The sequence below is a fragment of the Rhodoferax sp. GW821-FHT07G04 genome (genome assembly GCF_059418585.1).
This window is the reverse complement of the sequence record NZ_JBWKQD010000006.1, coordinates 99,306-123,436: the sequence shown is the minus strand read 5'-3', so window position 1 is coordinate 123,436 and position 24,131 is coordinate 99,306. Positions and strand designations below refer to the sequence as shown.

The following is a 24,131-nucleotide window of genomic DNA, read 5'->3' as shown; positions in this document are numbered from 1 at the left end:
AATGGCACCATGTCTGAACGTTTTAGTCCCAAAGTGCTTCCGCTGCGCGATCTACGCACCTCCGGGCTGCCTATACCTGGCATGTCCGGCCTAGTCAGCAACACTGCCGTCCAGGGACAACTGATCGACAGCCTGGGCCGCCCGCTACGCGACCTGCGCATCAGCGTGACCGACCGCTGCAACTTCCGTTGCGGCTACTGCATGCCCAAGGAGATTTTTGACAAGGACTACGCTTACCTGCCCCATGCCTCCTTGTTGAGTTTCGAAGAGATTGTGCGCATCGCGCAGCAGTTTGTAGGCCAGGGCGTCCAGAAGATCCGACTGACCGGCGGCGAGCCTTTGCTGCGTAAGAACATCGAGGTCTTGATAGAGAAACTGGCGGTGCTACGCACGCCCCAGGGCCAGCCGCTGGACCTGACACTGACAACCAACGGTGCCCTGCTGGCCCGCAAGGCGCAAAGCTTGAAAGACGCCGGCCTGCGACGCGTGACCGTCAGCCTGGACGCGCTGGACGACGCCATCTTTCGCCGCATGAACGATGTGGACTTCCCGGTATCGGAGGTCTTGAACGGACTGGATGCCGCCCAGCGTGTGGGCCTAGGGCCAATCAAGGTCAATATGGTGGTCAAGCGTGGCACCAATGACCAGGAAATCCTGCCCATGGCCCATCACTTCAAGAGCAGCGGCATGGCGCTGCGCTTCATCGAATTCATGGATGTGGGCGCAACCAATGGCTGGCGCATGAATGACGTGATGCCTTCGGCCGAGGTCATTGCGCGCGTACAGACCGAGCTGCCATTGCTGGCGCTGGAGGCTTCGCAACCGGGCGAAACAGCACAGCGCTGGGGTTATGCCGATACCAAGGGTGCGCACGACGCGCAGGCCGGGGAAATTGGTGTCATCAGCAGCGTAACCCAGGCATTTTGCGGCGACTGCAACCGGGCGCGCCTGTCCACAGAGGGGCAACTGTACCTGTGCTTGTTCGCAAGCCAGGGTTATGACCTGCGCAGCATTGTCCGAAGCGATGCCGGCGACCAGAACCTGGCCGACGCCATCGCCCGCATCTGGAGCGCACGCAGCGACCGCTATTCGGAACTGCGCAGCGCTCTGGCCAGCGAGACGGGCGCAGCGGTGCGCCGCGTCGAGATGAGCTACATCGGCGGCTGAGGCCCTAGGCCTGCGAGGCCTGGGTCTCGGGCGTTGTCAGCGGACCCTGGCCACTGAACCGGTCCAGCGCCAGGTAGATGACCGGCGTGATGTACAAGGTCACCGCCTGGGAAAACACCAGACCACCCACCACGGCAAGCCCCAGCGGCTGGCGCAATTCGGCACCGGCACCCAAGCCCAACGCAATCGGCAGAGCACCCATCAGCGCCGCCAGCGTGGTCATCATGATGGGCCTGAAGCGCAGCACACAGGCCTCGCGGATTGCCTGCTCCGGTGTCATGCCATGGTGGCGCTGGGCATCCAGCGCGAAATCGATCATCATGATGGCGTTCTTCTTCACGATACCGATCAGCAGCAGAATACCGATCATCGCAATCACCGTCAGGTCCTGGCCAAACAGCATCAGCGTGGCCAAGGCTCCCACCGCCGCAGATGGCAAACCCGCCAGAATGGTGAGCGGGTGGATATAGCTCTCGTACAGCACGCCCAGCAGCACATAAATCACCAACAGCGCCGAGACAATCAGCACAGCCTGGTTGCCCTGCGAGCTTTTGAACACTGCCGCCTCACCACCGTAGCTGGTGATGACCGAGCTGGGCAGGTTGATCTGATCGCGGGCCTTGTCGATCCGGGCCGTAGCATCGCCCAGGGCGGCGCCCGGCGCCAGATTGAACGATATCGTGACAGCCTGCAATTGCCCCACATGGTTAATGGAGGTTGGTCCCACGGTCCGGCTCACCTTGGTGAACGAAGCCAGAGGCACCAGGGCACCCGTGGAGGCGCGCACATAGATGTTGTTGATGGCGCTCTCGTCCAAGCGGGCCTGCGGCGCCAACTCCAGAATGACCTGGTAGCTGTCGGTGGGCAGGTAAATGGTCGACACCTGGCGTTCGCCAAAGGCACCAAAGAGTGCTGTACGGATGGCGTCTATCGAGATGCCCAGCGCATTGGCGCGGTCGCGGTCGATGTTGAGCTGCGCCTGCAGCCCGCGCAACTGGGCATCGCTGGTTACATCGCGGAACAGGGGATCGCCACGCAATTTCTCTTGCAGCTTCACGGCCCAGTCGTTGAGCTCATCGGCCCGCACGCTTTGCAAGATGTATTGGTACTGCGCCTTGCTGGGCCTGCCGCCCAGCTGCAGATTCTGGATGGGACGCATGAACACGCTGATGCCCGACACATCACGCAGCTTGCGCCGCAGCCCTTCCACCACCTGCTTCATCGGCTGACGTTGGTCGCGGGGCTTGAGCGTGATGAACATGCGGCCCGAGTTCTGGGCACCGCTGCCACCATTGAAGGAGCTGACGGCAAACACATTGGCATCGGCACGGATGGCCGCCGCCGCACGCTCTTGCAGGCGCACCATTTCGGCAAAGGAGGTGTCTTCCGCCGCCTCGGTGGTCACCGTGATCTGGCCAATATCCTCTTCGGGAAAGAAGCCTTTGGGAATGACGTTAAACAGCCAGCCCGTTGCCAGAAAAGTTGCAATGGCGATTCCCAGCACGGTCTTGCGATGCGACAGGGCCAAATCCAGCGAACGGCTGTAAGCGCTCAAAGTGGCATTGAAGCCGCGCTCAAACAGATTGATCAGGAAGCTGTGTTGCTTGCCATGGGGCTCTTCACTCAGGAAGCGGCTGGACAACATGGGCACCAAGGTCAATGACACGAAAGCCGACACCAGAATTGCCAACCCCACCACCACGGCAAATTCATGGAACAAGAGTCCGATGACGCCGGGCATGAAGAAGATAGGTATAAAGACGGCGATCAGCGATGTGGAGATCGAGATGATGGTGAACCCCACCTCGCGCGATCCGCGCAGAGCCGCATTGAACGGCTCCTCACCATTCTCCACGTGGCGCATGATGTTTTCCAGCATCACAATGGCGTCGTCCACCACCAGGCCCACGGCCAGCGTCAGGCCCAACAGCGACACGTTGTCCAGGCTGTACTTCAAACCCCACAGCAAGGCCACCGCCCCGATCAGTGACACGGGCAACGACAAAGTGGGTATGGCCGTAGCCACAAATCGCCGCAAGAACAGAAAAATCACCAGCACCACCAGCGCAATCGTGCCCAGGAGCGTCAGCGATACATCGTGCAGCGCGTCGCGCACCGACACGGAGCGGTCGTTGACTGAGGTCATATTGACCGACTGCGGCATCTGCTCCCTGAGCTTGGGCAGGGCCTGCTTGACCGCGTCCACGACGCGCACGGTGTTGGCACCGGGCTGGCGCAGAATCGCCAGCGTGATGGAAGCCTCACCGTTGAGGTTGGCGTAGGACTTGACGGTCTCGACACTGTCCTCGACATTCGCCACGTCTTTCAAACGCACGGTGATGCCATTGCGGCTGGCAACGATCAACTCGGAAAATTCGGCTGCATTGCGCAACTGCTTGTTCGCCTGCAGAGTCAACAGTTGCTTGCTCCCCTCCAGCGTGCCCACCGGCGTGTTGACGTTGGCCAGGCGCAGCGCGCTGGATAATTCCTCCAGGCTGATATTGCGCGCGGCCAGGGCCTCGGGCAACACCCGCACACGCACGGCAAAACGCTTGGAACCAAAGATATTGACCTGGGCCACGCCGTCAATCGTCGACAACGTGGGCGAGATCAAATGCTCGGCATAGTCCTGCAAATCGGACAAAGGCATGGATGGCGAAGTCAGCGCTACCAGCAGGATAGGCGCATCGGCCGGGTTGACTTTGCGGTAGGCCGGCAGCTGTGTCATGTCCTGCGGCAGGGACCGCTGGGCCCGCAACAGGGCTGCCTGCACGTCCAACGCAGCCCCGTCAATGTTGCGCCCTTCTTCAAACTCCAGCGTCAAGGATGTGTTGCCCAGTGTGCTGGTGGAGCTGATGACAGCCAGACCCGGAATGGTCTGGAACTGCTTTTCCAGCGGCAGGGCCACCGATGTCGCCATGGTCTCGGGATTGGCACCGGGCAGCGACGCGCCCACGTTGATCACTGGCGTGTCATAGCTCGGCAAAGCCGCCACCGGAATGCTGCGGTAGGCAATGACGCCAGCCAGCACAATGGCCAGGTTCAGCAGGACCGTCATCACCGGACGGCGGATGAAGAGCTCGGAGAGGTTCATGGTGCGGCCGACGCGGCAGATGCGGGTAGGCGTGCGGCGGGGGCGCCACCGGGTGCGCGCTCAACCACCGGTGTATCCGGGCGCAGGTTTTGGCGGCCTTCCAAGACCACTTTGTCGCCCTTTGCAAGACCGGTCACCGCGGAGTCTTCACCCTGCGCTGCCACGACCTTGACGGGGCGCAAAGCCGCAACACCCTTGTCGGTGATGTACACAATGGAGCCGCGCGTGCTTTGGATGATGGCGGCCGTAGGGATGACCACGGCGTCTTTCAATGTCTGCGAAACCAGAGCCACCTTGACGAAGGCACCGGGCCACAGCCGAGCGTCTGCATTGTCAAAGCGCGCCTTGACTTTGACCGTGCCGGTAGCCGCGTCCACCGTGTTGTCAACAAACTGCAAGCGGCCCTTGAGCTCGCTCTTGGCGTCCGGCAACGTAGCGCTGACCGCGGCACCGCCCGACTTCAGCCCCTCCAATACCGCGTTCAAATTGCTTTGCGGGAGGTTGAAGCTGATGTTGATGGGATCCAGTTGGGTGATGGTCCCCAGTACCGTCTGGCTGGCTTGTACTGCCGTACCGGGGTAGATGTTGACGGCGCCCAGGCGGCCGGCACCCGCCGCACGCACATTGTTGTACGACAGTGCCAACTGCGCCGCCTCCAACGCCGCGCGATCCGCCGCCAGGTTGGCCAGTTGGGAATCCACCTGGGCCTGGGCCGTGTCGACAGCACCTTGTGACACAAAATTCTTGGCCAGCAAATCCTTGCTGCGCGTGAGCTGTCGCTGCGCATCGTCCAGCACGGCTTGGTCCTTGACCATCTGGGCCCGCACCTTGGCCACATTGGCCTCGTCGGGCCGGGCGTCCAGCGTAAACAGCAGTTCGCCGGCCTTGACGAACTGCCCCTCCTTGACATGCACCTGGGTCACCACGCTATTGATCTGGGGCTTGACGTCCACGCTGGCCAGCGGAGTTACCGTACCGATGGCCTCCAGCGTCACATCCAGATTGCGCTGGGTGGCCAGCGCCGTGGTGACCGAAACCGGTGCGCCGGCCGCACGGGCTGCGGGTACGCTGGCGGCGTTGGCAGCCGGCGCAGGGCCGGAATCGGCCTTGTTGCCACAGCCCACCAACAACCCAAGGGCTGCGGCAGCCCCCAACGACAAAGGAATAGACAGAAATTGCTTGTTCATGGTTGTGTCAGATTATCGGCGTCGCATATCAACCGCCAGCCCGCCGGGCGCCAACTTTGCATAACTTTAAGACCCAGGCCTTCACCGTCCCAGGGCCGTCTCCACGCCGCGGTTGGCAAGCGCGTCCGCCCGCTCGTTGCCCACGTCGCCCGCGTGCCCCTTGACCCAGCGCCAATCAATGGCATGCCCCTTCTGCGACACCAATTGGTCCAATTGCTGCCACAGGTCCACATTCTTGACCGGTTCCTTGGCTGCCGTCTTCCAGCCCTTCGCCTTCCAGCCGGCCAGCCATTCGGTAATGCCTTTGAGCACGTATTGGCTGTCCAGATGCAAGGTCACGGTACAGGGGCGCTTGAGCGCCTGCAAGGCCTGTATCACGGCCATCATCTCCATGCGGTTGTTGGTGGTACCCAGCTCACCGCCAAACAGTTCTTTCTCAGTGCCGTCGGGCGAGCGTAATAAAACGCCCCAGCCCCCCGGTCCCGGGTTACCTTTGCAGGCACCGTCCGTGTATATCACTACTTCATTCAAAACGCGTGTCTCCGTGTGCTTCATGTATCCATTGTCGTGTCGTGGCTGCGGTTGGCCACCGACACCGATTTGCGTGGATTGGCCGCCACAGTCTTCCAGGCCGGCCCCAGCAGACGGGCGCCCCGCACCCGCTTGACGGCCACCACAAAGTACGCAGCGCCAAAAATCGGCCACCAGCGGGCGCCAGCCCAGTCCATCCAGGCAAAGCGCTGCAACCACTTGTCGCTCGCCACACCGGGCCTGTAGCAGCCAAACTCCCCGATCTCCACCTCAAAGCCCAGCAGGCGCAACCAATCACGCAACCGCCAGTAACCAATGAATTCGCCGCCGTCGGGCAGGAACAATTGGCCAAAGCCCATGCGCCGGTACAAATGGCCACGCCTTTGGCGCAGGCCCCACAGGCTGGCAGGGTTCAGGCCGCAGATGACGATACGCCCCTCAGGCACCAGCACGCGCTCAACCTCGCGCAGCGTGTTGTGGGGGTCGGCGCTGAACTCCAGGCTATGGGGCAGCACCACCAGGTCCAGGCTGGCCGCTGGGAAGGGTAATGCAGAAAAATCGCAGAGCACGGCGGCTTGCTTGACGGGTGCTCCGTCTTCGACCGGGGGCTGTTCGCAGGCCAGCCATTGGTGCGGCATGCGGTTGGTGTGCAGGCCGTCCAGCTCGGGCACGCCCAACTGCAAGGCGTGGTAGCCAAACATGTCGACCACCGCTGCGTCGACCCGGGTACGCTCCCAGTCCAACAGGTAGCGCCCGGCCGGGGTTTGGAACCAATCGTGCATCGCTATACTTTGTTTGCTCATGAAGTTAATACCGCTGCCCGCTTTTGACGACAACTACATCTGGATGCTCCACGATGGACACAGGGCGCTGGTGGTGGACCCCGGCGACGCACAACCGGTGCTGGCGGCTTTGCAAAGCGAAGGCATGCAATTGCAGGGCATTTTAGTCACGCACCACCATGCCGACCACACGGGCGGCGTCGATGTATTGCGCAATGCCACCGGTGCCAGCGTGTTTGGCCCGGCTTATGAAGCCATGCCCGAACCCTTGCAGCGTCTCCAGGGTGGTGACAGCGTTGATCTGCTGGGTTTGCACTTTCAGGTGCTGGACGTGCCCGGCCATACGGCGGGCCATATTGCGTACTTTTGCGATGTGCCAGGCCAAGCCCCGATCCTGTTCTGCGGCGACACGCTGTTCAGCGGCGGTTGTGGCCGCCTGTTTGAAGGCACGCCCGAGCAAATGCTGACCTCTTTGCAGACGCTGGCCGCACTGCCCGGCAACAGCCGCGTATGCTGCACCCACGAATACACTTTGAGCAATCTGAAATTTGCAGTCGAAGTCGAACCCGACAACCTGCAACTCCTGGCCTACCAGACCCAGTGCCAGGCACTGCGCAGGCAAAGCCTGCCCACACTGCCCTCCACGATTGCAACCGAGCGCCAGATCAACCCTTTTTTGCGCAGCGAGCAGCCGACCATCCGTGCGTCGGCACAACGCTTTGATGCCGATGCGCTGGCACGCGACGGGGCATTTGCCACGCTGCGCCAATGGAAAAACCAATACCGATGACTCATCTGAAAATCTGGGGCCTCGTGGCCCTGCTATGGCTGACCGGCTGCGCAACCACCTCCCAGGCGCCACAAGAAAAACCACCTGTCTCCGACGCCACCGGCATCAGCTTGCAAACCAGCCGCGAAATAGGCACCCGCCCGGCCCCACAGAAACAGCCCAACTACGGCACCAGCCCATCGAACGCGCACCCGCCCTTTGCGCCGCTGTACGCCCAAGAGGCGGGGTCGCGCGCTGTCACGCCCTTGTCGCCGCCGGTGGATCTATGGGACCGCATACGCCGCGGCTACGCCATGCCCGACCTGGATAACGATCTGGTGCACGACCGCGAGCAGTGGTATGCCACGCGCCCCGACTACATCTTCCGCATGACCGAGCGCTCCAAAAAGTACATGTTCCACATCGTCGAGGAACTGGAGCTGCGCAATATGCCAACCGAGCTGGCCTTGCTGCCCTTTATTGAAAGCGCGTTCAATCCACAAGCCGTGTCCAGCGCCAAGGCCGCCGGCATGTGGCAGTTCATGCCGGCCACCGGCAAATACTTTGAACTCAAGCAAAACGCGTTTCGCGACGACCGGCGCGATGTGCTGGCCTCCACCCGCGCCGCGCTGGACTACCTGCAAAAACTCTATGGCATGTTTGGCGATTGGCACCTGGCGCTGGCGGCTTACAACTGGGGCCAGGGCAGCGTCGGCCGCGCCATTACCAAGAACCAGCGTATTGGCCAGCCCACCGGCTATATGGACCTGACCATGCCGATGGAAACCAGGCTGTATGTGCCCAAGCTGCAAGCGGTCAAGAACATTGTGTCCAACCCTTCCGCCTTCAACTCCAAGCTGCCGCTGATTGAAAACCACCCCTACTTCCAGTCCGTCACCATCCACCGCGACATCGACGTCGTATTGGCCGCCAAGCTGGCCGAGGTGCCGTTGGACGACTTCAAGGCGCTGAATCCCTCCATCAACCGCCCTGTCATCATGGCAGCCGGCACGCCCCAGGTCTTGCTGCCCTGGGACAACGCAGAAGTGTTCCAGAGCAATCTGGAGTCCTATGCCGGCAACCGCTTGGCCAGTTGGACGGTATGGGTCGCCCCCACGACGATGCGCCCGGCCGATGCCGCCAAGCGCGTGGGCATGAGTGAAACCGATTTCCGATCCGTCAACGCCATCCCGCCCAAGGTCGTCATCAAGGCGGGGTCGTCGCTGCTGGTGCCCCGCACCGACTCCATCAAGCAGGACGTGGCCGTCACCGTGGCCGACAACGGACAGCTCTCGCTGGCTCCCGAGGTGGTACTCAAGCGCAGCACCGTTCGGGCTGCCAAGGGTGAGACTGTTGCCAGCATTGCCCGCAAATACAAGGTCAATGCCGACCAGGTGGCCCAGTGGAACAAGGTGGCCCAGTCAGCCAACTTCAAGGCGGGCCAGCAAGTGGTGGTCTTCCTGCCGCTGTCGCAGGCCAAGCGCACCAGTGCCGGCACGCGCACCGCCTCACACAGCAAGAATGCGCCCGTGCGGCGTGTAGCCACCAGCAGCCGGGCCGCGCCAACGCGCCGGGCCAAGCGCTAAGCCAAAACCTCTTTGGATGTGAAGGCGCCGCCGCGAACCTAGCGGTAGCCGATGAACAGAATGCCGATATTGACGGCCAGGGCGATCGCCCACACGGTGCTGCGGGCCCTGGGCATGTCGGCCACGTACATCATGATGTATAGGATGCGCAGCACGACAAACATAAAGGCCAAGATGTCCAGCCACCCTTGGTGAGCACCTAGCTGGTGGGCAATGATGACCGCCGACATGAACAGCGGCAGGGCTTCAAAACTATTGGCCTGGGCCGCGTTGGCACGGGCACGCCAGTCCTTTTGCCGGGCTAGCCAATTGCGGGGGTTGGTGTTGTCAAAGCCGCCTTCGCGGCGGGGCTTGCCCAGCATGCCAGCCTTGGCCAGCCAGGCGCAGGCTATCGGCAGCAGGGCTGCGACCAGCAGGCACCAGTAGGCCAATGTGAAATGGATGTGTTGCATAGCGAAGAAAGTTGGAGGTATGGAATCACGTCGCCGCCGAGCCGCCCCAAGGCGACGACGGCCCCCATGGGGGGCAGCGACCCGTGTAGCGGTGGTGCGTGGGGGCCATATGGCTAACGCCGATCAACGAGGGCATGCGCAATGGTGCCCAAGTCCACGTACTCCAGCTCGCTGCCGGCGGGCACACCACGGGCCAGGCGAGTCACGCCCAGGCCGCGGGCCTTCAACGCCTCGCTGATGACATGGGCCGTGGCCTCGCCCTCGGCGGTGAAGTTGGTGGCCAGGATCACCTCCTGCACCTCGCCATCGAGCGCGCGGTCAAACAGCTTCTTCAGGCCAATGTCGTGCGGGCCTACTCCGTCCAGCGGGCTGAGCTTGCCCATCAGCACGAAGTACAGGCCCCTGTAGGCACCGGTGCGCTCCAGTGCGGACTGGTCCGCCGGGGTCTCCACCACGCAGAGCTTGCTGCGGTCGCGCTGGCTGTCCAGGCAGGTGGAACAGACATCGCCTTCGGTGAAGGTATGGCAGCGTTCGCAATGCCGCACCTGCCCCACGGCCTGCTCCAGCGCGCGCGCCAGTGCCTGTGCCCCCCCGCGGTCGTGTTGCAGCAGGTGAAAGGCCATGCGCTGGGCCGACTTGATGCCCACGCCCGGCAGGCGCTTGAGTGCCTGGACCAGGTTGTCCAGCGAATGGGTGTCCGACACGCGTCAGTAAATCAGAATGGGAACTTCATGCCACCTGGCAAACCAGGCATACCCGCGGTCAGCTTGCCCATTTTCTCGTTGGATGTCTCTTCGGCCTTGCGCACGGCGGCGTTGAAGGCGGCGGCCACCAGGTCTTCCAGCATGTCCTTGTCGTCAGCCAGCAGGCTGGGGTCAATGGTGATGCGCTTGACATCGTGCTTGCAAGTCATCGTGACCTTGACCAAGCCGGCGCCGGACTCACCGGTGACCTCGATCAGGCCCAGCTCGTCCTGGGCCTTCTTCATGTTTTCTTGCATCGCCTGGGCTTGCTTCATCAGGCCGGCGAGTTGTCCTTTGTTGAACATGGTTTTCCTTTTGGGTTTCGAAATTATGCAATCAGCGAATCGGGGGGCCGTCCGCTGTCTTCCATCGTCATAGCGGCTTGATGGAACCGGGCACGATTTTCGCGCCAAAGTCGCGCATCATGCTTTGCACGAAGGGATCGTCAAAAATAATCTTTTCGGCGGCCAATTGCTTCTCGGCCGATGCCTGGGCGTTGCGCCGCGCCGGGCAGTCATTGACGCGGCCGATCTCCACGACCAGTTTCACATCATGCCCCGCCCCTTTCAGTGCGGCAGTCAACCGATCGCGGGCACCGGGCTGGTTCAGCGATTCGCGTTCCACGCGCAAGATCCACTGGTCGGTGTCGCGTGCCACCAATTGCGATTGCAGCGCCAGCTCCCGCACCAGGGCGTTGATGGCCTCGGCCTTGATCAGTTGCTGCACCGTGGCATGCCAGAAATCACCCTCTTCGGTCGGCACCAGTGGGTGCGGCGCCTGCTGTGCGGCCACGTCCGAGCGTGACTCCACCTGCGTGCGCACAGGGACTGCTACGATTTTGGTAGCAGATGGTGTACGTTCGACGAGGGCTCGAGCCATATCTGGCACATAGTCATCTGGCAGATCCGGCCTGCCGTCGTCATCCGCGTCCGAGTGGGCATTGGGTCGAGCGCTCTCGCGCACGGGCAAGACCTGGCCGGGTGGAGGGGCTGGCGTCGGCATAGGTATGGCGCTGCCACTTGGCGCCATGTCCACTGCTACGACGGGCTCGTCTTCCCAGGGTTGCACAGCGGGTGCCTTGGCAAGAGGGGGCGAAACAGGAGTGGCCACCGCGGGCACGACCGGAGACCGGGTGGCCACACCACCGGCGGCAGGTGCCGGAGCAGGTTTCGGAACGGCGGCGGCCGTCGGTGCAGGCTTATTTAGAGTTTTTTTTTCCGCCGTGGCCAGCGCGCCCTGGGGTTTGAAGGCCAGCAGGCGCAACAGCACCATGGTCAGCGCCGCGTACTCGTCGGGCGCCAGCCCCAGGTCGGCGCGACCGTGCAGGCAGATGCTGTAGAGCAGTTGGGTCTCGTCGGCAGGCATCAGCGCGGCCAGACGGGCGGTGTCCTGGGCCTCGGGGTCGCCGTCGTCGTTCGCCGCTGGAACATCCCCCATGGCCTGGACCACAGCCATGCGCTGCAACACGGTGGACATTTCTTCCAGCGTGGAAGCAGCGCTCAGGCCGTTAAGACGCAGAGTTTCCGAGGTTTCCACGACGGTCTTTCCGTCGCCGGTGGCCAGCGCCTCGATCAAACGAAACACGTAGGAGCGGTCCACGCTGCCCAGCATCTGGCGCACCGTCGCTTCTTGCAACTGGCCCGAGCCAAAGGCAATGGCCTGGTCGGTCAAGCTCAGGGCGTCACGCATGGAGCCACGCGCTGCGCGGGCCAGCAGGCGCAGGGCTTGCGACTCGGAGGCCACGTTCTCCTGGCCCAGCACGAACGTCAGATGCTCGCGTATGGTCTCGGGTGCCATGGGCCGCAGGTTGAACTGCAGGCAGCGGGAGAGCACGGTCACCGGCACCTTTTGCGGATCGGTCGTGGCCAACACAAACTTCAAATACTCGGGCGGCTCCTCCAGCGTCTTCAACATGGCGTTGAAGGCCGTGTTGGTCAGCATGTGGACCTCGTCGATCATGAAGACCTTGAAGCGCCCCTGCACCGGTTTGTAGACCGCCTGCTCCAGCAGGGCCTGCACTTCGTCCACGCCGCGGTTGCTGGCGGCGTCCAGCTCGGTGTAGTCGACAAAACGACCGCTATCGATATCAGAGCACGCTTGGCATACTCCACAGGGGCTGGCAGTGATTCCACCATTCCCGTCCGGCCCCTGGCAGTTCAGCGACTTGGCCAAAATGCGCGACACCGTGGTCTTGCCCACGCCCCGCGTGCCGGTGAACAGGTAGGCGTGGTGCAGCCGCTGGGTGGTCAGCGCGTTGGTCAAGGCTTGCACCACATGGTCTTGCCCCACCATCTCGGAAAAATTGCGAGAGCGGTACTTGCGGGCGAGCACGAGATAGGACATGCTCTGATTCTAAAGGGCGCGGCGCCCCGTTCTTTTGGCCAAGCCACACCGCCTGCGCCAGATCCTGCGCTAGACTGAAAGCCTATTCATCGCCTGCCGATATAAGCAACATGGCACTCTTCACCACCCGCCGTTGCGCACGCCTGCTGCGCGGCCTGGCCTGGGCTCTGGCCGCTGCTTGCATGGGCTTGGCCGCCCAAGCCCAGGAAAGCTTGCGGGTGCTGACCTGGCCGGGCTATGCCGACCCAGATCTGGTCAAAGCCTTTGAACAGCGCACAGGCAGCAAGGTGGAAGTCACATTCATAGACTCCGACGACGTGATGTGGCAAAGGCTCAACAAGAACAAGGCCACCGATTTCGACGTATTTGCCGTCAACACGGCAGAATTGCAGCGCTATATTCAGGCTGGCTTGGCGGTTCCCGTCAACGCCGCCAATATCAACAACACCGCCAGCCAGTTGCCGCGCTTTCGGGATCTCAAGGGCATACCGGGCCTGGTCCATGGCGACAAGGCGTTTGCCATCCCCTATACCTATGCCGAGATGGGCCTGATTTTTGACCGCCAGCAGGTCAAGCAGCCCCCCACCTCCATCCAGGCGCTGTGGGACCCACGCTACCGCGGCAAGGTGCTGCTCTACAACGGGGCCTCACATAATTTCTCGCTGGCGGCCCAGGCCCTGGGTGATGCCACGCCCTACCGCATCGACACCAAGGCATGGCCAGCAGCCGTGGACCAGTTGATCGCGCTGCGGCGCAACGCCCAGGGCTTTTACACCCAACCCGAAGAGTCGGTAGAGATGTTCAAGAACGGGCACTCGGCACTGATGTTTGCCAATTACGGCTCGCAACAGCTGCAGTTGCTGAAGAAAGCCGGCGTGGACGTGGGCTACGTCGTACCCAAGGAGGGCGCCCTGGCCTGGCTGGATTGCTGGGCCATCACCCGCGGTGCCAAAAACACCAAGCTGGCAGAGGCCTGGATCAACTACTTTCTGGAACCCCAGGCCGGTCACGCACTGCTGACGCGCCAGGGCCTGGCCAACACCACGTCCGAATCACCCTACCTGCGCCCCCAGGACCGCATGGTGTGGCTGGAACCGGTTGAAAACGTGGACCGCCGCACGGCGCTGTGGGAGCGCATCGTGGCCGGTTACCGCGCCAGCAAGGTCTTGGCACCATGAAATTTGGCATCGCGCTCAAGCTGGGCCTGCTGCTGGCGGGGGTCAGCATGCTGGCCGCGGGCCTAACGGGTTTCTATGCCTACCAGGCCAGCCGCGACCTGCTGGTGCAATCCGCCAAGTCCGAGCTGTTGACCACCACCATGGTGCTGGCCAGACGGGTCACGCTGAACCGCGAAGAAGTGTCGCGCAATTTGCAGGTGCTCAGCAGCCACCCGGCTGCACTGGCGGCCGTGGTCTCTGGCGCCAGCGCCCCCGAGGACCAACTGGCCGCCGTGTTCGAGACCATGATGCGGGCCAACCCCTCGTATTTTCAGATCCGGCTGATTTCGGCCAGCGATAACGGCCTGGAGCGCGTGCGCGTGGACCGCGAGGGCGACCGTATCCTGCGCGTGCGGGGCGACGACCTGCAGGAGAAGGGGCACTTTCCCTATGTGTCGGGTGCACTCAAGCTGACGGCGGGCGCCACGTATTTGTCACGGGTGGTCATCAACCACGAACGCGGCGCCCATGCCGGCCTGGACCAGCCCTCGGTGATTCTGGCCATGCCCGTGGTCGATGGCACAGGCCAGGCCAAGGGGACGGTCGTCATCAATGTCGACCTCAACAGCGTTTTTGCAACGCTGGCCGCCGACCTGCCACAGGACTACCTGCTTTACCTGGCCAATGGCAAAGGCGACTACCTGATACACCCCGACTCCACACAGACCTTTGGTTTCGACAAAGGCCGCCGCGTGCTGGTGCAAGACGAGTTCGCCGCCACCGACGACCTGGTGACTGGCAAGCTCAGCCATGCCATGGTCGAGGCCCGCGACGGCCGCTATGCAGGGGCACCCATGGTCGCCTCCTTTGTGGGCCGCGCGGCCAAGGTCAGCAATGACGAAGACAGTTTCATTCTGGGTCTGGCTCAACCCCTGTCTGGCGTGCTGGAGCAAGCTGACAAACTGGGCGCCGTCGTGCTGCAACTGGTCATAGGCCTGTGTCTGGTCTGTGTGGTGATCGCCACTCTGGTGGCCCGCGCCGTGACGCGCCCCATCAATGCAATGAGCACCGCCGTGCAAGGCTTCGCCCATAGCCACCAGCCGGTCCCGTCACAGACGCTGGCCCTGCAGCGGCGCGACGAGATTGGCGTGCTGGCCCGCAGCTTCCAGCAGATGCAGAATGAAATACGCCAGCAAATCGACGATCTGCAGGAAAACCGCCAGGATTTGGAGCACATGGCTCGGCATGATGTGCTGACGGGACTGCCTAACCGCCGCGCCTTCCAAGAGCGGCTGGAGCAGGCCTTGTCGCGCTCGCAGCGCAGCGGCGAACGCTTTGCGCTGTTCTTCATCGACGTGGACAACTTCAAGAGCATCAATGACCGCTGGGGCCACGACGGCGGAGACGCACTGCTGAAGATCGTAGCACTGCGCATGGTGGCCACGATGCGCAAGGTCGACGCCATTGCCCGCATGGGCGGGGACGAATTTGTCGTGCTGCTGGACAACCCCGCGCAGCGCGAAGACATTGCCAATGTCGCCGAAAAGCTGCTGGAGAGCGTGCGTTCCCCGATACTGCATAGGGGCCAGGAGCTGCAGATCGGCTTCAGCATCGGCATCAGCCTGTACCCCGAAGACGGGCGTACGGCAGGCGAATTGATGGCCCGCGCTGATCGGGCGATGTACCAAGCCAAGGACGCCGGGCGCAATAGCTTCCGCTTTTCGTCCGGCAAGCCGCACCCCACGTCGCCAACGCCTTTGTAGGCGCCTGGGTGGCAGAGCGTTCTGCTCCGTGTCCCCCGCCCGCTGCGCGGGCTCCGCCTTTACCTGCGCAGAACGCTCTGCCACCCAGGCTCTGAGCCGTTTGTGCCCCGCCTGAGGAAAAGGCCTTTTGCATGCGGCTACAATTCAAGCTGACGGGCCTTCCCACATGGTGAAGCGGCCAACCGGGTCAGGTGGGGAACCAAGCAGCCCTAACTGTGGAGCTAGTGCTGGGGTCAAGGCTCGTCAACTTCCCCTTTTTCTATTTTTGCGTGGGCAACAGGCTCAGCACGTTCGCCTGGTGGGCGTTGTACTGCGCCACCGCCTTGAGCGCGGCCGTCTGGCGCACGTTGGCACTGGCCGCGTTGGCGCTTTCCTGCGCGTAGTCGGCGTCGCTCAGGCGCCCCAGCGAGGCACTGGTGTTGGTGTGCGCCGTCAGCAGACTGGCGCTGGTGGATTCCAGGCTGGATTGCAGCGCCCCCGTGCCTGCCTGCTGGCTGCTGACCTGCTGCAGGGCTTGGTCGATGGCGGTCAAGGCCGTGCTGCTGCCGCCTGGCGTAGAGATGTCCAAGGTGTTGACCCCAAGGCCTGCGGCGGTTGCATCGGCAAGCTGCAGCGCTGTCGTGTCGCCGGCATTGGGGCCGGACTGCAGGTTGGTGTTGAGTGTGCCATCCAGCAGCTTCTGCCCGTTGAATTGCGTTTGTTGGGCCGTGGTGTCTATACCGCCAGCCAACTGGGCGAACTGCGCCTGCAGCGCCTGCCGGTCCGCGGGGCTGTTCGTGCCGTTGGCCGCCTGCACCGCCAATTCGCGCATCTGCTGCAAAGCCGAGGAAATCTGGCCCAGCGATCCCGCCGCTGTCTGCGCCAGCGAACTGCCGTCACCCAGGTTGTTGAGCGCTTGGGCCAGGCCGCTGATTTGGGCCGACATGCGGCTGCCTATCTGCAATCCAGCAGCATCGTCGCGCGCAGAATTGATGCGCAGACCCGATCCCATGCGGCCAACCGCCGAGTCCAGTACGTGGGCCGATGCGTCCAGGGAACCGTTGAGTGCATTGATCATGGTGCCGCCTGCAGTGCGAAACTGCTTCAAGCGTAGACCCGAGACTGCAACTTTGCAAGCGCTATGTAATTAGTAGCGCAACACGCATATTTCGCGAGGGCTAGGGCTCTATTTGGCCAAGAGGTACCTGGCAGCAGCCTGCCCAGCGCGGTGCCCCGTAGCCAAGCAGGCCTGCAGCAGGTAGCCGCCGGTGGGTGCCTCCCAGTCCAGCATCTCACCGGCGCAAAACACGCCGGGCAACGAATTCAGCATCAACCCGGGCGCCAGCGCTTCAAACGGCACGCCACCGGCAGTGCTGATGGCCTCGTCCACGGGGCGGGCAGCGGCCAGGGTGATGGGCAGAGCCTTGATGGCGGCGGCCAACTGGGCCGGGTCCGCCATGGCTTCCTTGGACAGCCGTTCGTACAAGATAGCGGCCTTGATGCCGTCGATGTGCAGGCGGCTCTTGAGGTGGCTGGACAGCGAACGCGAGCCGCGCGGGTGCCGCACTTCGGCCAGCACCTTCTCCGCACTCATATCAGGCAGCAAATCCAGGTGGAAGGTGACGCTGCCGTCGCGCAGGACGGTGTCCCGCAGCAGGCTGGATGCGGCATAGACCAGGCTGCCCTCCACGCCCGTGGCTGTGGCCACGAATTCACCCTTACGCGCAAATGCCGTGCCCTGTGCGGTCTGCACTGCAATGGCCACCGACTTGAAGGGCTGGCCCGCAAAGCGGCTGGAGAAATGTTCGCTCCAGCCACCCTGGACATCAAAGCCGCAATTGGCGGGCAACAGCGGCACTACCTGCACACCCCGCGCGGCCAGCAAGGGCACCCAGGCGCCATCCGACCCCAGCCGAGCCCAGCTGGCACCGCCCAGCGCCAGCACGACCGCTGCCGCCTGGACCTGCACCGGGCCTTGCGGGGAGTCGAATGCCAGGCGGGAATCGTTTGTCCATCCGGTCCAACGGTGGCGCATGTGAAATTGCACGCCTGGGCCGTCGCCAGAAGGATGGCGCAACCGCTGCAGCCATGCGCGCAGCAGCGGCGCAGCCTTCATATCCTTGGGGAACACGCGGCCGGAAGATCCGACGAAGGTTTCGATGCCCAAACCTGCCGCCCAGGCCCGCACGGCGGCCGGGTCCAGGTCGTGCAACAGGCCTTCCATGGTGGACGCGCGCGCGCCATAGCGGCCGACAAAGGCTTGCAGGCCTTCGGAGTGGGTCAAATTCAGGCCGCCCTTGCCCGCCAGCAGGAATTTGCGGCCCACCGAGGGCATGGCGTCGAACAGGTGCACGGCCAAGCCCGCTTCGCTGAGCACCTGAGCGGCCATCAGGCCAGCGGGGCCACCGCCGATGACGACAACCGGCAAAGCGGTGTCAGAGGGTTGCGACGGCATGGGGGTATCAACATTCATGGGGTTTCTAATTCAATCAAGGTGCCGTGGGCGGTCAGGAAAGCGGCGCGGACAGACTGTCCGCCATAGGCCTTGGCCACCGCGGCCTGGTAGTCCAGCAACTGGGCGCGCAGTTCGGCCTGCAATTGGGGTTGGACCGCAGATTTGTAGTCCAACACCCACCATTGTCCCCCATCCGATCCGGCAGCCCCATCGCCTTTGCGCAGCACCAGGCGGTCCAGGCGCAGCAGGCGGCCCTGGTGCACCAGGCCGACCTCGTTGCCCTGCCAGGCCAGTTGGTCCGCATCCCAGGCCCAGGCCCCCTCGCCTTGCAGGATGCGCTCGGCCATGGCACGCGCGGTGGCGAACTGCGCAGCCTCCAGCGCGAACTCCTGTGCCACGCTGTTGCACAAGGCATCGGGCCATTGCGGCGCGTGGCCGGGCGCAGCTGCACCAGGCCGGTAGCGCTCCAGCAGGCGGTGCATGGCCTGGCCTATGCGGCTGTCCAGACTATCAGTTTCGCTTTGCGATTTGTCGTTTGCTTCGAAATTGGTAGCACTCCGTGCAAACTTTACGAGGGCTAGCGGCATATTTGGCAAAACGCTCAGACTGAAAACCGGTTGCTCAACATCGGCTGGGCCGGCAAGGGTTCCGGCAGTTTCTTGTAGCCAAGGCGCGTCGGTGGCATGGTCTTGCAGGCGCTGCCACCAGCTGGCGGCGTTGGCGATATGGGGCTCCAGGCTGGACAGCACCAGCGTGTGCTGGGTGCGGGTCAGGGCCACATACAAGGCATTGAGCTCCTCGCGCTTGCGCGCGGCCTGCTCGATGGCCAGCACCTCGGCCACACAGGCCGGGGGCTTGGATTCGCTGGCCAGGTAGACAAAGCGCTGGGGATAGGCGGCCTCGCCCGGCCAGTCCACGAGCACGCCCATGGTCTGGGCTTTCAAAGCCTCGCCATCGGTGTCCAGCAACAAGACCAGCGGCGCCTCCAGTCCCTTGGCTCCGTGCACGGTCAGCAAGCGCACCGCGTGGGTGTCCGCCCGCACCGGCGCCGGTATGCCGCCCGCACGCAGGGCCCGCACCAGGGCGTAGGCCGTGACATAACGCCCGCCATCCACCTGCAAGGACGCCGACAGCAACGCCCGCACATTGGCCAGCACCGCATCGCGCTGGTTGGGTGGTGCGGCAGCCGCAAAGCGGGCTAGCACGTCGCCATCGTGGTAGATGGCGCTGAGCGCATCGTGGGGTGGCAGGCTGTCTACCCAGGTTTTCCAGCGTGCCAGGACCGCACCCAGCGGGGCCAGCGCGGGAGGCAGCCCTTGCCCCTGCTGCAAGACCTGGAACCAACTGGGCTTGGCCGGTGCTGCGGTAGGTTCGGCCGGAGCCCCTTCTTCATCAAACAAAGCCGCCTGCGCACTGGCGCGTGCCGCGGCCAGCAATGCCCGCTGGCGCAACACCAGTTGCACCAGGTCATCGTCCGCCACGCCAAACAGGGGGGACTTCAATGCCCGCGCCAAGGACAGGTCATGCGCCGGCGAGACCAGGGCGTCAAGCAGGGCCACGATGTCCTGTACCTCGGGCATCTCGGCCAGATCATTTTTCTCGGGCTGCTGGGCGGGTATGCCCAAAGCCACCAGCTCGGCCTGCATCAGCCCCAGGCGTTCGCGCTTGCGGGCCAACACCATGATGTCTTGCGCTTGCAAACCCTGGGTCTGCATCTGCTGGGCCAGCCATTGGGCGGCCTGGCGGCACTCCAGCGTCTTGCGGGTTTCTTCGGCGACCACGCGGGGCGTGGTCAGGGAATCGCGCCAGCCCGTTGCCGTGTCGGGCAGCGTTTCGGCGGGTTCTGAGGCAGCCCCCTCCCCGGCTACTGCCTCGGCCACGCCTTGCCGTGCAATGCGCGGCAGCTTGACGATGGTGCCCGCCTCCTTCGACTCCGTGCTGTGGGCGCGGAAGCCATCAAACTCCGCATTCGCCTGGGCCTGCCCCATGACTGCGTTGACCAAGCCGATGATGGCCGGTGCATTGCGCCGTGTATGGTCGCAGCTCAGCAAGTCACCGCCCAGGCCCTCGGCCACAAAGCGCTGCGCCGCCTTGAACACCTGCGGCTCCGCGCGGCGGAAGCGGTAGATGCTTTGCTTGGGATCACCCACCAGAAAGACACTAGGCGCATTGCCCGCACCGGCGTAGCTGGACAGCCAGGCGCTCAAGGCCTGCCACTGCAGCGGGTTGGTGTCTTGAAATTCATCGATCAGCAGATGGCGCACGCGGGCATCCAGCCGCTCCTGCACCCAGCCGCTGAGCACAGGGTCGGCCATCAGCGCCAAGGCGGAGCGCTCCAGGTCGCCCATGTCGATCCAGCCACGCTCGCGCTTGAGCTGGGCGTATTCCACGACCAGCAAACGGGTCAGGCGGGCCATGCGCTGCTGGTGCAGCCAGGCTTCATGCTGGGCCTGGGCTGCCAGCACCTGTAACACCAGTTCTTGGGCTTGGCGCACGGTCTCTATGCCGCTGAGCTTGTCGCTGAACTTGCGCGGCGTGCCGGACTTGGTCAGCAAGGCATCCTGCACCGCGGTCGGGTCGGCGGCCGTGACGGCCTGCTCCAGCGCGGTAGCCCCTTCCAGACAGGTCTTCAGCGTGGATGCGTCCAGCAGTTTGGCGGCGTCCAGCAGCAGGCTGCGCACAGGGGGTGACTGCAGGCGCGCAAAGGGCGCATCCCAGCCCGCAAAGTCGGGAAACTGCTCCGCGAAGTGCAGTACCGAGGCGTCGACCACGCCATGCTCGTCGGCCAGCGCGAACTCCACGCGCTTGGACAGCGCGGCCTCCAGCGCCTTGTGGGTCTGGTGACGGCCATGGGCGGCGACCTCGTCCAGATAGTCTTGCCGTGCCGTGGCGTCATGCGCGACGACGGACTGGAAGCGTGGCCAGACCAGGGCCACGGCCTTGGCGTCGTTCTCCAGCAACTCGTACTGGCTGGGCAGACCCAGATCGCCCAGGGCCTGCAGGGGAGCACTGCGCAACAATGCGGCGAACCAACTGTGGAAGGTGCGAATCTGCACCGGCCGCCCGGTCAACAACAGGGCCTGGTGCAGGCCGCGCAGGGTCTGCAATTGAGCCGCGCTGGGCTCCTGCGTCAGGCCGCGGTGGAGCAGTTCCTGGCGTAATTCAGCATCCGTTTGCTGCGAGAAGTGCAGCAGCCATTCCTGCAGGCGTTGTCGCATTTCGCCGGCGGCCTTCTTGGTGAAGGTAATGGCCAGTACCTCGTGCGGGGCACAGCCCTCCAGCAGCGCACGCACGATGCGGGACACCAGCATCCAGGTCTTGCCCGCGCCGGCGCAGGCCTCCACCGCGACGCTGCGCCGCGGGTCGCACGCAATGGCATAGAAGCGACCCCGCTCGACTAAGGCGCCGTTATGTTCAAAAGCAGCTGCTTGCATCATGTCCAGAAGTCCTTGCGGCACAGGCCCCGGGCTTGGCAAAAATCGCAGCTTGTGCCTTCGCCCAAAGCGGGCAGCGCTGCACCTTGGGTTATTCGTTCCATATCCACGACGATGCCAGCGATCAAGGCATCCCGCGCCTCCACGACCTCGGGTTGGACGTAGGATTTCGTGCCATCTTTTTCACCAACGTTCACATACGCAGCTTGCAGCGTGTCTTGCGGCAGCAGCGCGGCGTAAAAGGCCAGTTGGGTGTCTTCCAGCGGGTCTTTGATACGGCTTGCGGTTTTGGCGGCCGATTCGGTTTTGTAGTCCAGTACCAGCACCGATCCGTCGGCCATATGGTCTATGCGGTCAATACGCCCCAGCAACTTGACCGGGCCCACACGCTGGGTCTGCGCCACCTCGGCACTGTTGAATGTGGCACCGCTGGCCTCATGGCGTTCCAGCCAGCGCAAATAGCCGTCGCGCACCGTGGGCCAGGCGGCGGCGAAGGGTAGAAATTCGCCGTCCCCCAAACCCATGGATTCGGTAGTCGCCACACTGGCGTCTTCCAGCAATTGCCGTTTGACCGCGGGGTCTGGGTGGTTGCGCGGTGCCAAAGCCTCATGGAAGCGCTTCAGCACCTCGTGGAGCCAGTTGCCGAAGTCCCGCTTGTCGACCTCGCCGTCCAGCTCATCCGCCGACTGCAGACCGAGCTGGCGCAAGGCAAAAAACCGGTAGGGGCAATTGCGCAGATCCTCGTAAGCACTGGCCGACAAATGGGCCACGGGCAGTAATTGGCCCACGGGTTGCGGAGGGGGCACCGGCGCGGGCGCAATGGCGCGGACCGGCCGCGGGTCCGGCGCCAATGCAGTCTCGCCACGGACCAACTGCACCTGCTGGACCAGCACGCTGGGCAGCAGGGTTTCACCAGTGTCATCGCTGCAGCGCCACAGTACGTCGCAAAACGGGGTTTGCAGCGCATGTTGCCAGGCTGCCTGGGTCGCGGCTTGCAAGTCGTCCCGCGAGGGCATGCCCAGCGCGGCGCGCTGGGCGGCCGTCCAGCCACCCGGCGGCTCGGGTGAGGGATTCAGACGCACTTCGTCGCAACCGGCCAAGACGACGGCGGCAAAGGGACGCCCCAGCATCTGGCTCATCGGCAAGATGACGAGTTGCTCGTGCAGTGGGTACGGTGGCTGGAAGCTGGCACCCTCCAGCGCCTGGTTGACCCACTGCGTGAACTCGGTCAAATCCATGCGCCGTGCAGCCCACAGCGCCTGCTGCGACAACACCTCCCACGACTGCTGGGCTGGCCCTGCCAGCCGCAGCGCGGCCAGCATCGCGGCACCCGCCTCATCCGTCTGCAGGCCATCCCACAGGCCGCCGGCTTGCAAAGCACCGCGTAACGCATGAAGCCAAGCCACCAGAGTGCGGCTGCCTTGCAAGCCATCGCGCAGTGCATTGGCAACGGTGTGGCACTGCAGGCAATTGGCCGACTGTTTCACCGCTGACCCATGGGGCACACTGCGCCAGTCCTTGGTCTGGTCGCGACGTACCGCGGCCTCCAATTCGGAGACCAAGGGCGCCGCAAAGGCCGGCGCGGTTTTGAGCCAGGCCAGCACCGCATCGCTGGAGGCATTCCACACCGCCCCCTTCAGCAAGGCCATCAATTGGGCGCCCGCAGCGCTGGTGGAGAGTTTCCATCCGTTTTCATCGCGTATTTGCACATCCACGCTCTCCAGCATGGAGCGCACCCTGCGTGTCAGGGCGCGGTCCGACGAGACCAAGGCCACTGGATAGCGGCCGGCCGCAATATGGGCGATGGCACAGGCGGCCGTGCGCTGGGCCTCGTCCTCGGCATCGCTGCAGGCATGCCAGGCCATACTGCCCAGGTCCGCAGCGGTTGACGACGGTACGCTCTGCGCCAGCGGCATGCTGGCCATGCGCTCGCCCCAGCACTGATGCAAGGCGGGCAGCATGGGGTCCGCGGCCAGGCCTTGCACGACTAGCAAGCAGTCCACCCCCGACTGCACATTGGCATCAAATAGCAGATCGCTGGCATAGGCCGATTGGGCAGCCCATTCCACGGCGATACGGGCTATGGCGGCCTCCAAGGCCAGCGCCGGACCCTCCATGCCCAGTGCGGCGGCATAGCGCGCCTCCTGTGCCCATTCCGTACGGTGGTGCGGCGCGCGCGCCGCGGCCAACGGGGCCAATTGCTGCGCGGCTTGCACCAACAGGCCTGCCAAGGCCTCTTGCTGCGGGCCCAGCCCGGCGCTGCGCAATAACGCGGAGGCCGTCAGCGTGTCCTGGGCCATATCAAAAGCAATATCGGTCGCGCCGGGCCGGGGCCAGCCCATGCTGGTGCTCCAGTTTTGTGTGGTTTCGAATTGGGGGGCAAAGCCATCGGGGAACTGCTGCACCCACATGCGCGCGGCCAGGGGGCGCAGTTGTGCATAGGGCAGCAACACAAGGGTGCGGGCCGCGTGGGCACCGCGTTGCCGCATGGCGGCGTGGATGCGCGGCAGCAGGCCGTGGACCGCTTCGGTCCACAGGCGCAGGGCGGGATGGTCCTGCCCGGGATCGGCCACTACAGAGGCTGGAGAATCAATTTTCACTATGCTGGTCATAGGCAGCGTGTGCCTGGCTGGGTCTTGGTTTCTGTCACAATGCCGCAACTTTAGACGTATCGCCAACTCGCAAAGGA

17 protein-coding genes and 1 other RNA gene are annotated in these 24,131 nt (G+C 63.8%); 6 read left to right on the top strand and 12 right to left on the bottom strand.

Features of this window, described 5'->3' with window-relative positions:
- Positions 1-9: 9 nt before the first annotated feature.
- Positions 10-1,167 carry a GTP 3',8-cyclase MoaA gene (gene moaA, locus AC07OO_RS23400; protein WP_495084566.1) on the top strand — a complete coding sequence of 386 codons (1,158 nt, stop codon included), beginning with the start codon at positions 10-12 and terminating at the stop codon, positions 1,165-1,167.
- Between the two features lie 4 nt (positions 1,168-1,171).
- On the opposite strand, the gene AC07OO_RS23395 is transcribed toward moaA, so the two are convergent.
- The 4 genes from AC07OO_RS23395 to AC07OO_RS23380 all read right to left on the bottom strand — a co-directional run bounded on the left by AC07OO_RS23395 (position 1,172) and on the right by AC07OO_RS23380 (position 6,761).
- Positions 1,172-4,261: an efflux RND transporter permease subunit gene (locus AC07OO_RS23395; RefSeq protein WP_495084565.1), complete on the bottom strand. Its 3,090-nt coding sequence runs from the start codon at positions 4,259-4,261 to the stop codon at positions 1,172-1,174.
- A complete protein-coding gene (locus AC07OO_RS23390; protein ID WP_495084564.1) occupies positions 4,258-5,448 on the bottom strand; it encodes an efflux RND transporter periplasmic adaptor subunit in 1,191 nt (396 codons plus the stop codon). Before AC07OO_RS23390 ends, AC07OO_RS23395 begins: the two co-directional genes overlap by 4 nt.
- Positions 5,449-5,529: 81 nt before the next feature.
- The gene (rnhA, locus tag AC07OO_RS23385) at positions 5,530-5,979 is read right to left on the bottom strand and encodes a ribonuclease HI (protein ID WP_495084563.1); all 450 of its coding nucleotides are present in this window, start codon (positions 5,977-5,979) and stop codon (positions 5,530-5,532) included.
- A 20-nt stretch (positions 5,980-5,999) separates the two neighbouring features.
- Positions 6,000-6,761, bottom strand: a complete 762-nt coding sequence (locus AC07OO_RS23380) for a class I SAM-dependent methyltransferase (RefSeq protein ID WP_495084562.1) — start codon at positions 6,759-6,761, stop codon at positions 6,000-6,002.
- 19 nt (positions 6,762-6,780) lie between these two features.
- Between AC07OO_RS23380 and gloB the strand changes: the two genes are divergently transcribed.
- Both gloB and AC07OO_RS23370 read left to right on the top strand, forming a co-directional pair.
- Positions 6,781-7,551, top strand: coding sequence for a hydroxyacylglutathione hydrolase (gene gloB, locus AC07OO_RS23375; protein WP_495084561.1), 771 nt, complete (start codon positions 6,781-6,783; stop codon positions 7,549-7,551).
- Positions 7,548-9,116: a transglycosylase SLT domain-containing protein gene (locus AC07OO_RS23370; protein WP_495084560.1), complete on the top strand. Its 1,569-nt coding sequence runs from the start codon at positions 7,548-7,550 to the stop codon at positions 9,114-9,116. Before gloB ends, AC07OO_RS23370 begins: the two co-directional genes overlap by 4 nt.
- Before the next feature lie 38 nt (positions 9,117-9,154).
- Here AC07OO_RS23370 and AC07OO_RS23365 read toward each other — a convergent pair whose 3' ends face one another.
- From AC07OO_RS23365 to dnaX, 4 genes are all read right to left on the bottom strand, one after another.
- Complete coding sequence (locus tag AC07OO_RS23365; protein WP_495084559.1) at positions 9,155-9,568, bottom strand: MAPEG family protein; 414 nt, start codon at positions 9,566-9,568, stop codon at positions 9,155-9,157.
- 113 nt (positions 9,569-9,681) lie between these two features.
- Positions 9,682-10,272, bottom strand: coding sequence for a recombination mediator RecR (recR, locus tag AC07OO_RS23360; protein ID WP_495084558.1), 591 nt, complete (start codon positions 10,270-10,272; stop codon positions 9,682-9,684).
- 11 nt (positions 10,273-10,283) lie between these two features.
- Positions 10,284-10,616: a YbaB/EbfC family nucleoid-associated protein gene (locus tag AC07OO_RS23355; RefSeq protein WP_495084557.1), complete on the bottom strand. Its 333-nt coding sequence runs from the start codon at positions 10,614-10,616 to the stop codon at positions 10,284-10,286.
- Between the two features lie 67 nt (positions 10,617-10,683).
- Positions 10,684-12,654 (bottom strand): DNA polymerase III subunit gamma/tau, encoded by a 1,971-nt coding sequence (dnaX, locus tag AC07OO_RS23350; protein WP_495084556.1) that lies wholly within the window; start codon positions 12,652-12,654, stop codon positions 10,684-10,686.
- Positions 12,655-12,764: 110 nt separating this feature from the next.
- Between dnaX and AC07OO_RS23345 the strand changes: the two genes are divergently transcribed.
- The 3 genes from AC07OO_RS23345 to ffs all read left to right on the top strand — a co-directional run bounded on the left by AC07OO_RS23345 (position 12,765) and on the right by ffs (position 15,822).
- Complete coding sequence (locus AC07OO_RS23345; protein ID WP_495084555.1) at positions 12,765-13,832, top strand: ABC transporter substrate-binding protein; 1,068 nt, start codon at positions 12,765-12,767, stop codon at positions 13,830-13,832.
- On the top strand, positions 13,829-15,574 hold the full coding sequence (locus AC07OO_RS23340; protein WP_495084554.1) for a diguanylate cyclase domain-containing protein: 1,746 nt from the start codon (positions 13,829-13,831) through the stop codon (positions 15,572-15,574). Before AC07OO_RS23345 ends, AC07OO_RS23340 begins: the two co-directional genes overlap by 4 nt.
- 151 nt (positions 15,575-15,725) lie before the next feature.
- Positions 15,726-15,822, top strand: an RNA gene (gene ffs / locus AC07OO_RS23335) — signal recognition particle sRNA small type.
- Positions 15,823-15,833: 11 nt separating this feature from the next.
- Here the strand turns inward: ffs and AC07OO_RS23330 are convergent.
- The 4 genes from AC07OO_RS23330 to AC07OO_RS23315 all read right to left on the bottom strand — a co-directional run bounded on the left by AC07OO_RS23330 (position 15,834) and on the right by AC07OO_RS23315 (position 24,054).
- Entirely contained in the window at positions 15,834-16,631 is a 798-nt protein-coding gene (locus AC07OO_RS23330; protein WP_495084553.1) for a flagellin N-terminal helical domain-containing protein, read from the bottom strand.
- 108 nt (positions 16,632-16,739) lie between these two features.
- Positions 16,740-18,026: a BaiN/RdsA family NAD(P)/FAD-dependent oxidoreductase gene (locus AC07OO_RS23325; RefSeq protein ID WP_495084552.1), complete on the bottom strand. Its 1,287-nt coding sequence runs from the start codon at positions 18,024-18,026 to the stop codon at positions 16,740-16,742.
- Positions 18,023-21,442: a UvrD-helicase domain-containing protein gene (locus tag AC07OO_RS23320; RefSeq protein WP_495084726.1), complete on the bottom strand. Its 3,420-nt coding sequence runs from the start codon at positions 21,440-21,442 to the stop codon at positions 18,023-18,025. The genes AC07OO_RS23325 and AC07OO_RS23320 overlap by 4 nt, the downstream gene beginning before the upstream one ends.
- On the bottom strand, positions 21,442-24,054 hold the full coding sequence (locus tag AC07OO_RS23315) for a PD-(D/E)XK nuclease family protein (protein WP_495084551.1): 2,613 nt from the start codon (positions 24,052-24,054) through the stop codon (positions 21,442-21,444). Before AC07OO_RS23315 ends, AC07OO_RS23320 begins: the two co-directional genes overlap by 1 nt.
- Positions 24,055-24,131 lie beyond the last annotated feature (77 nt).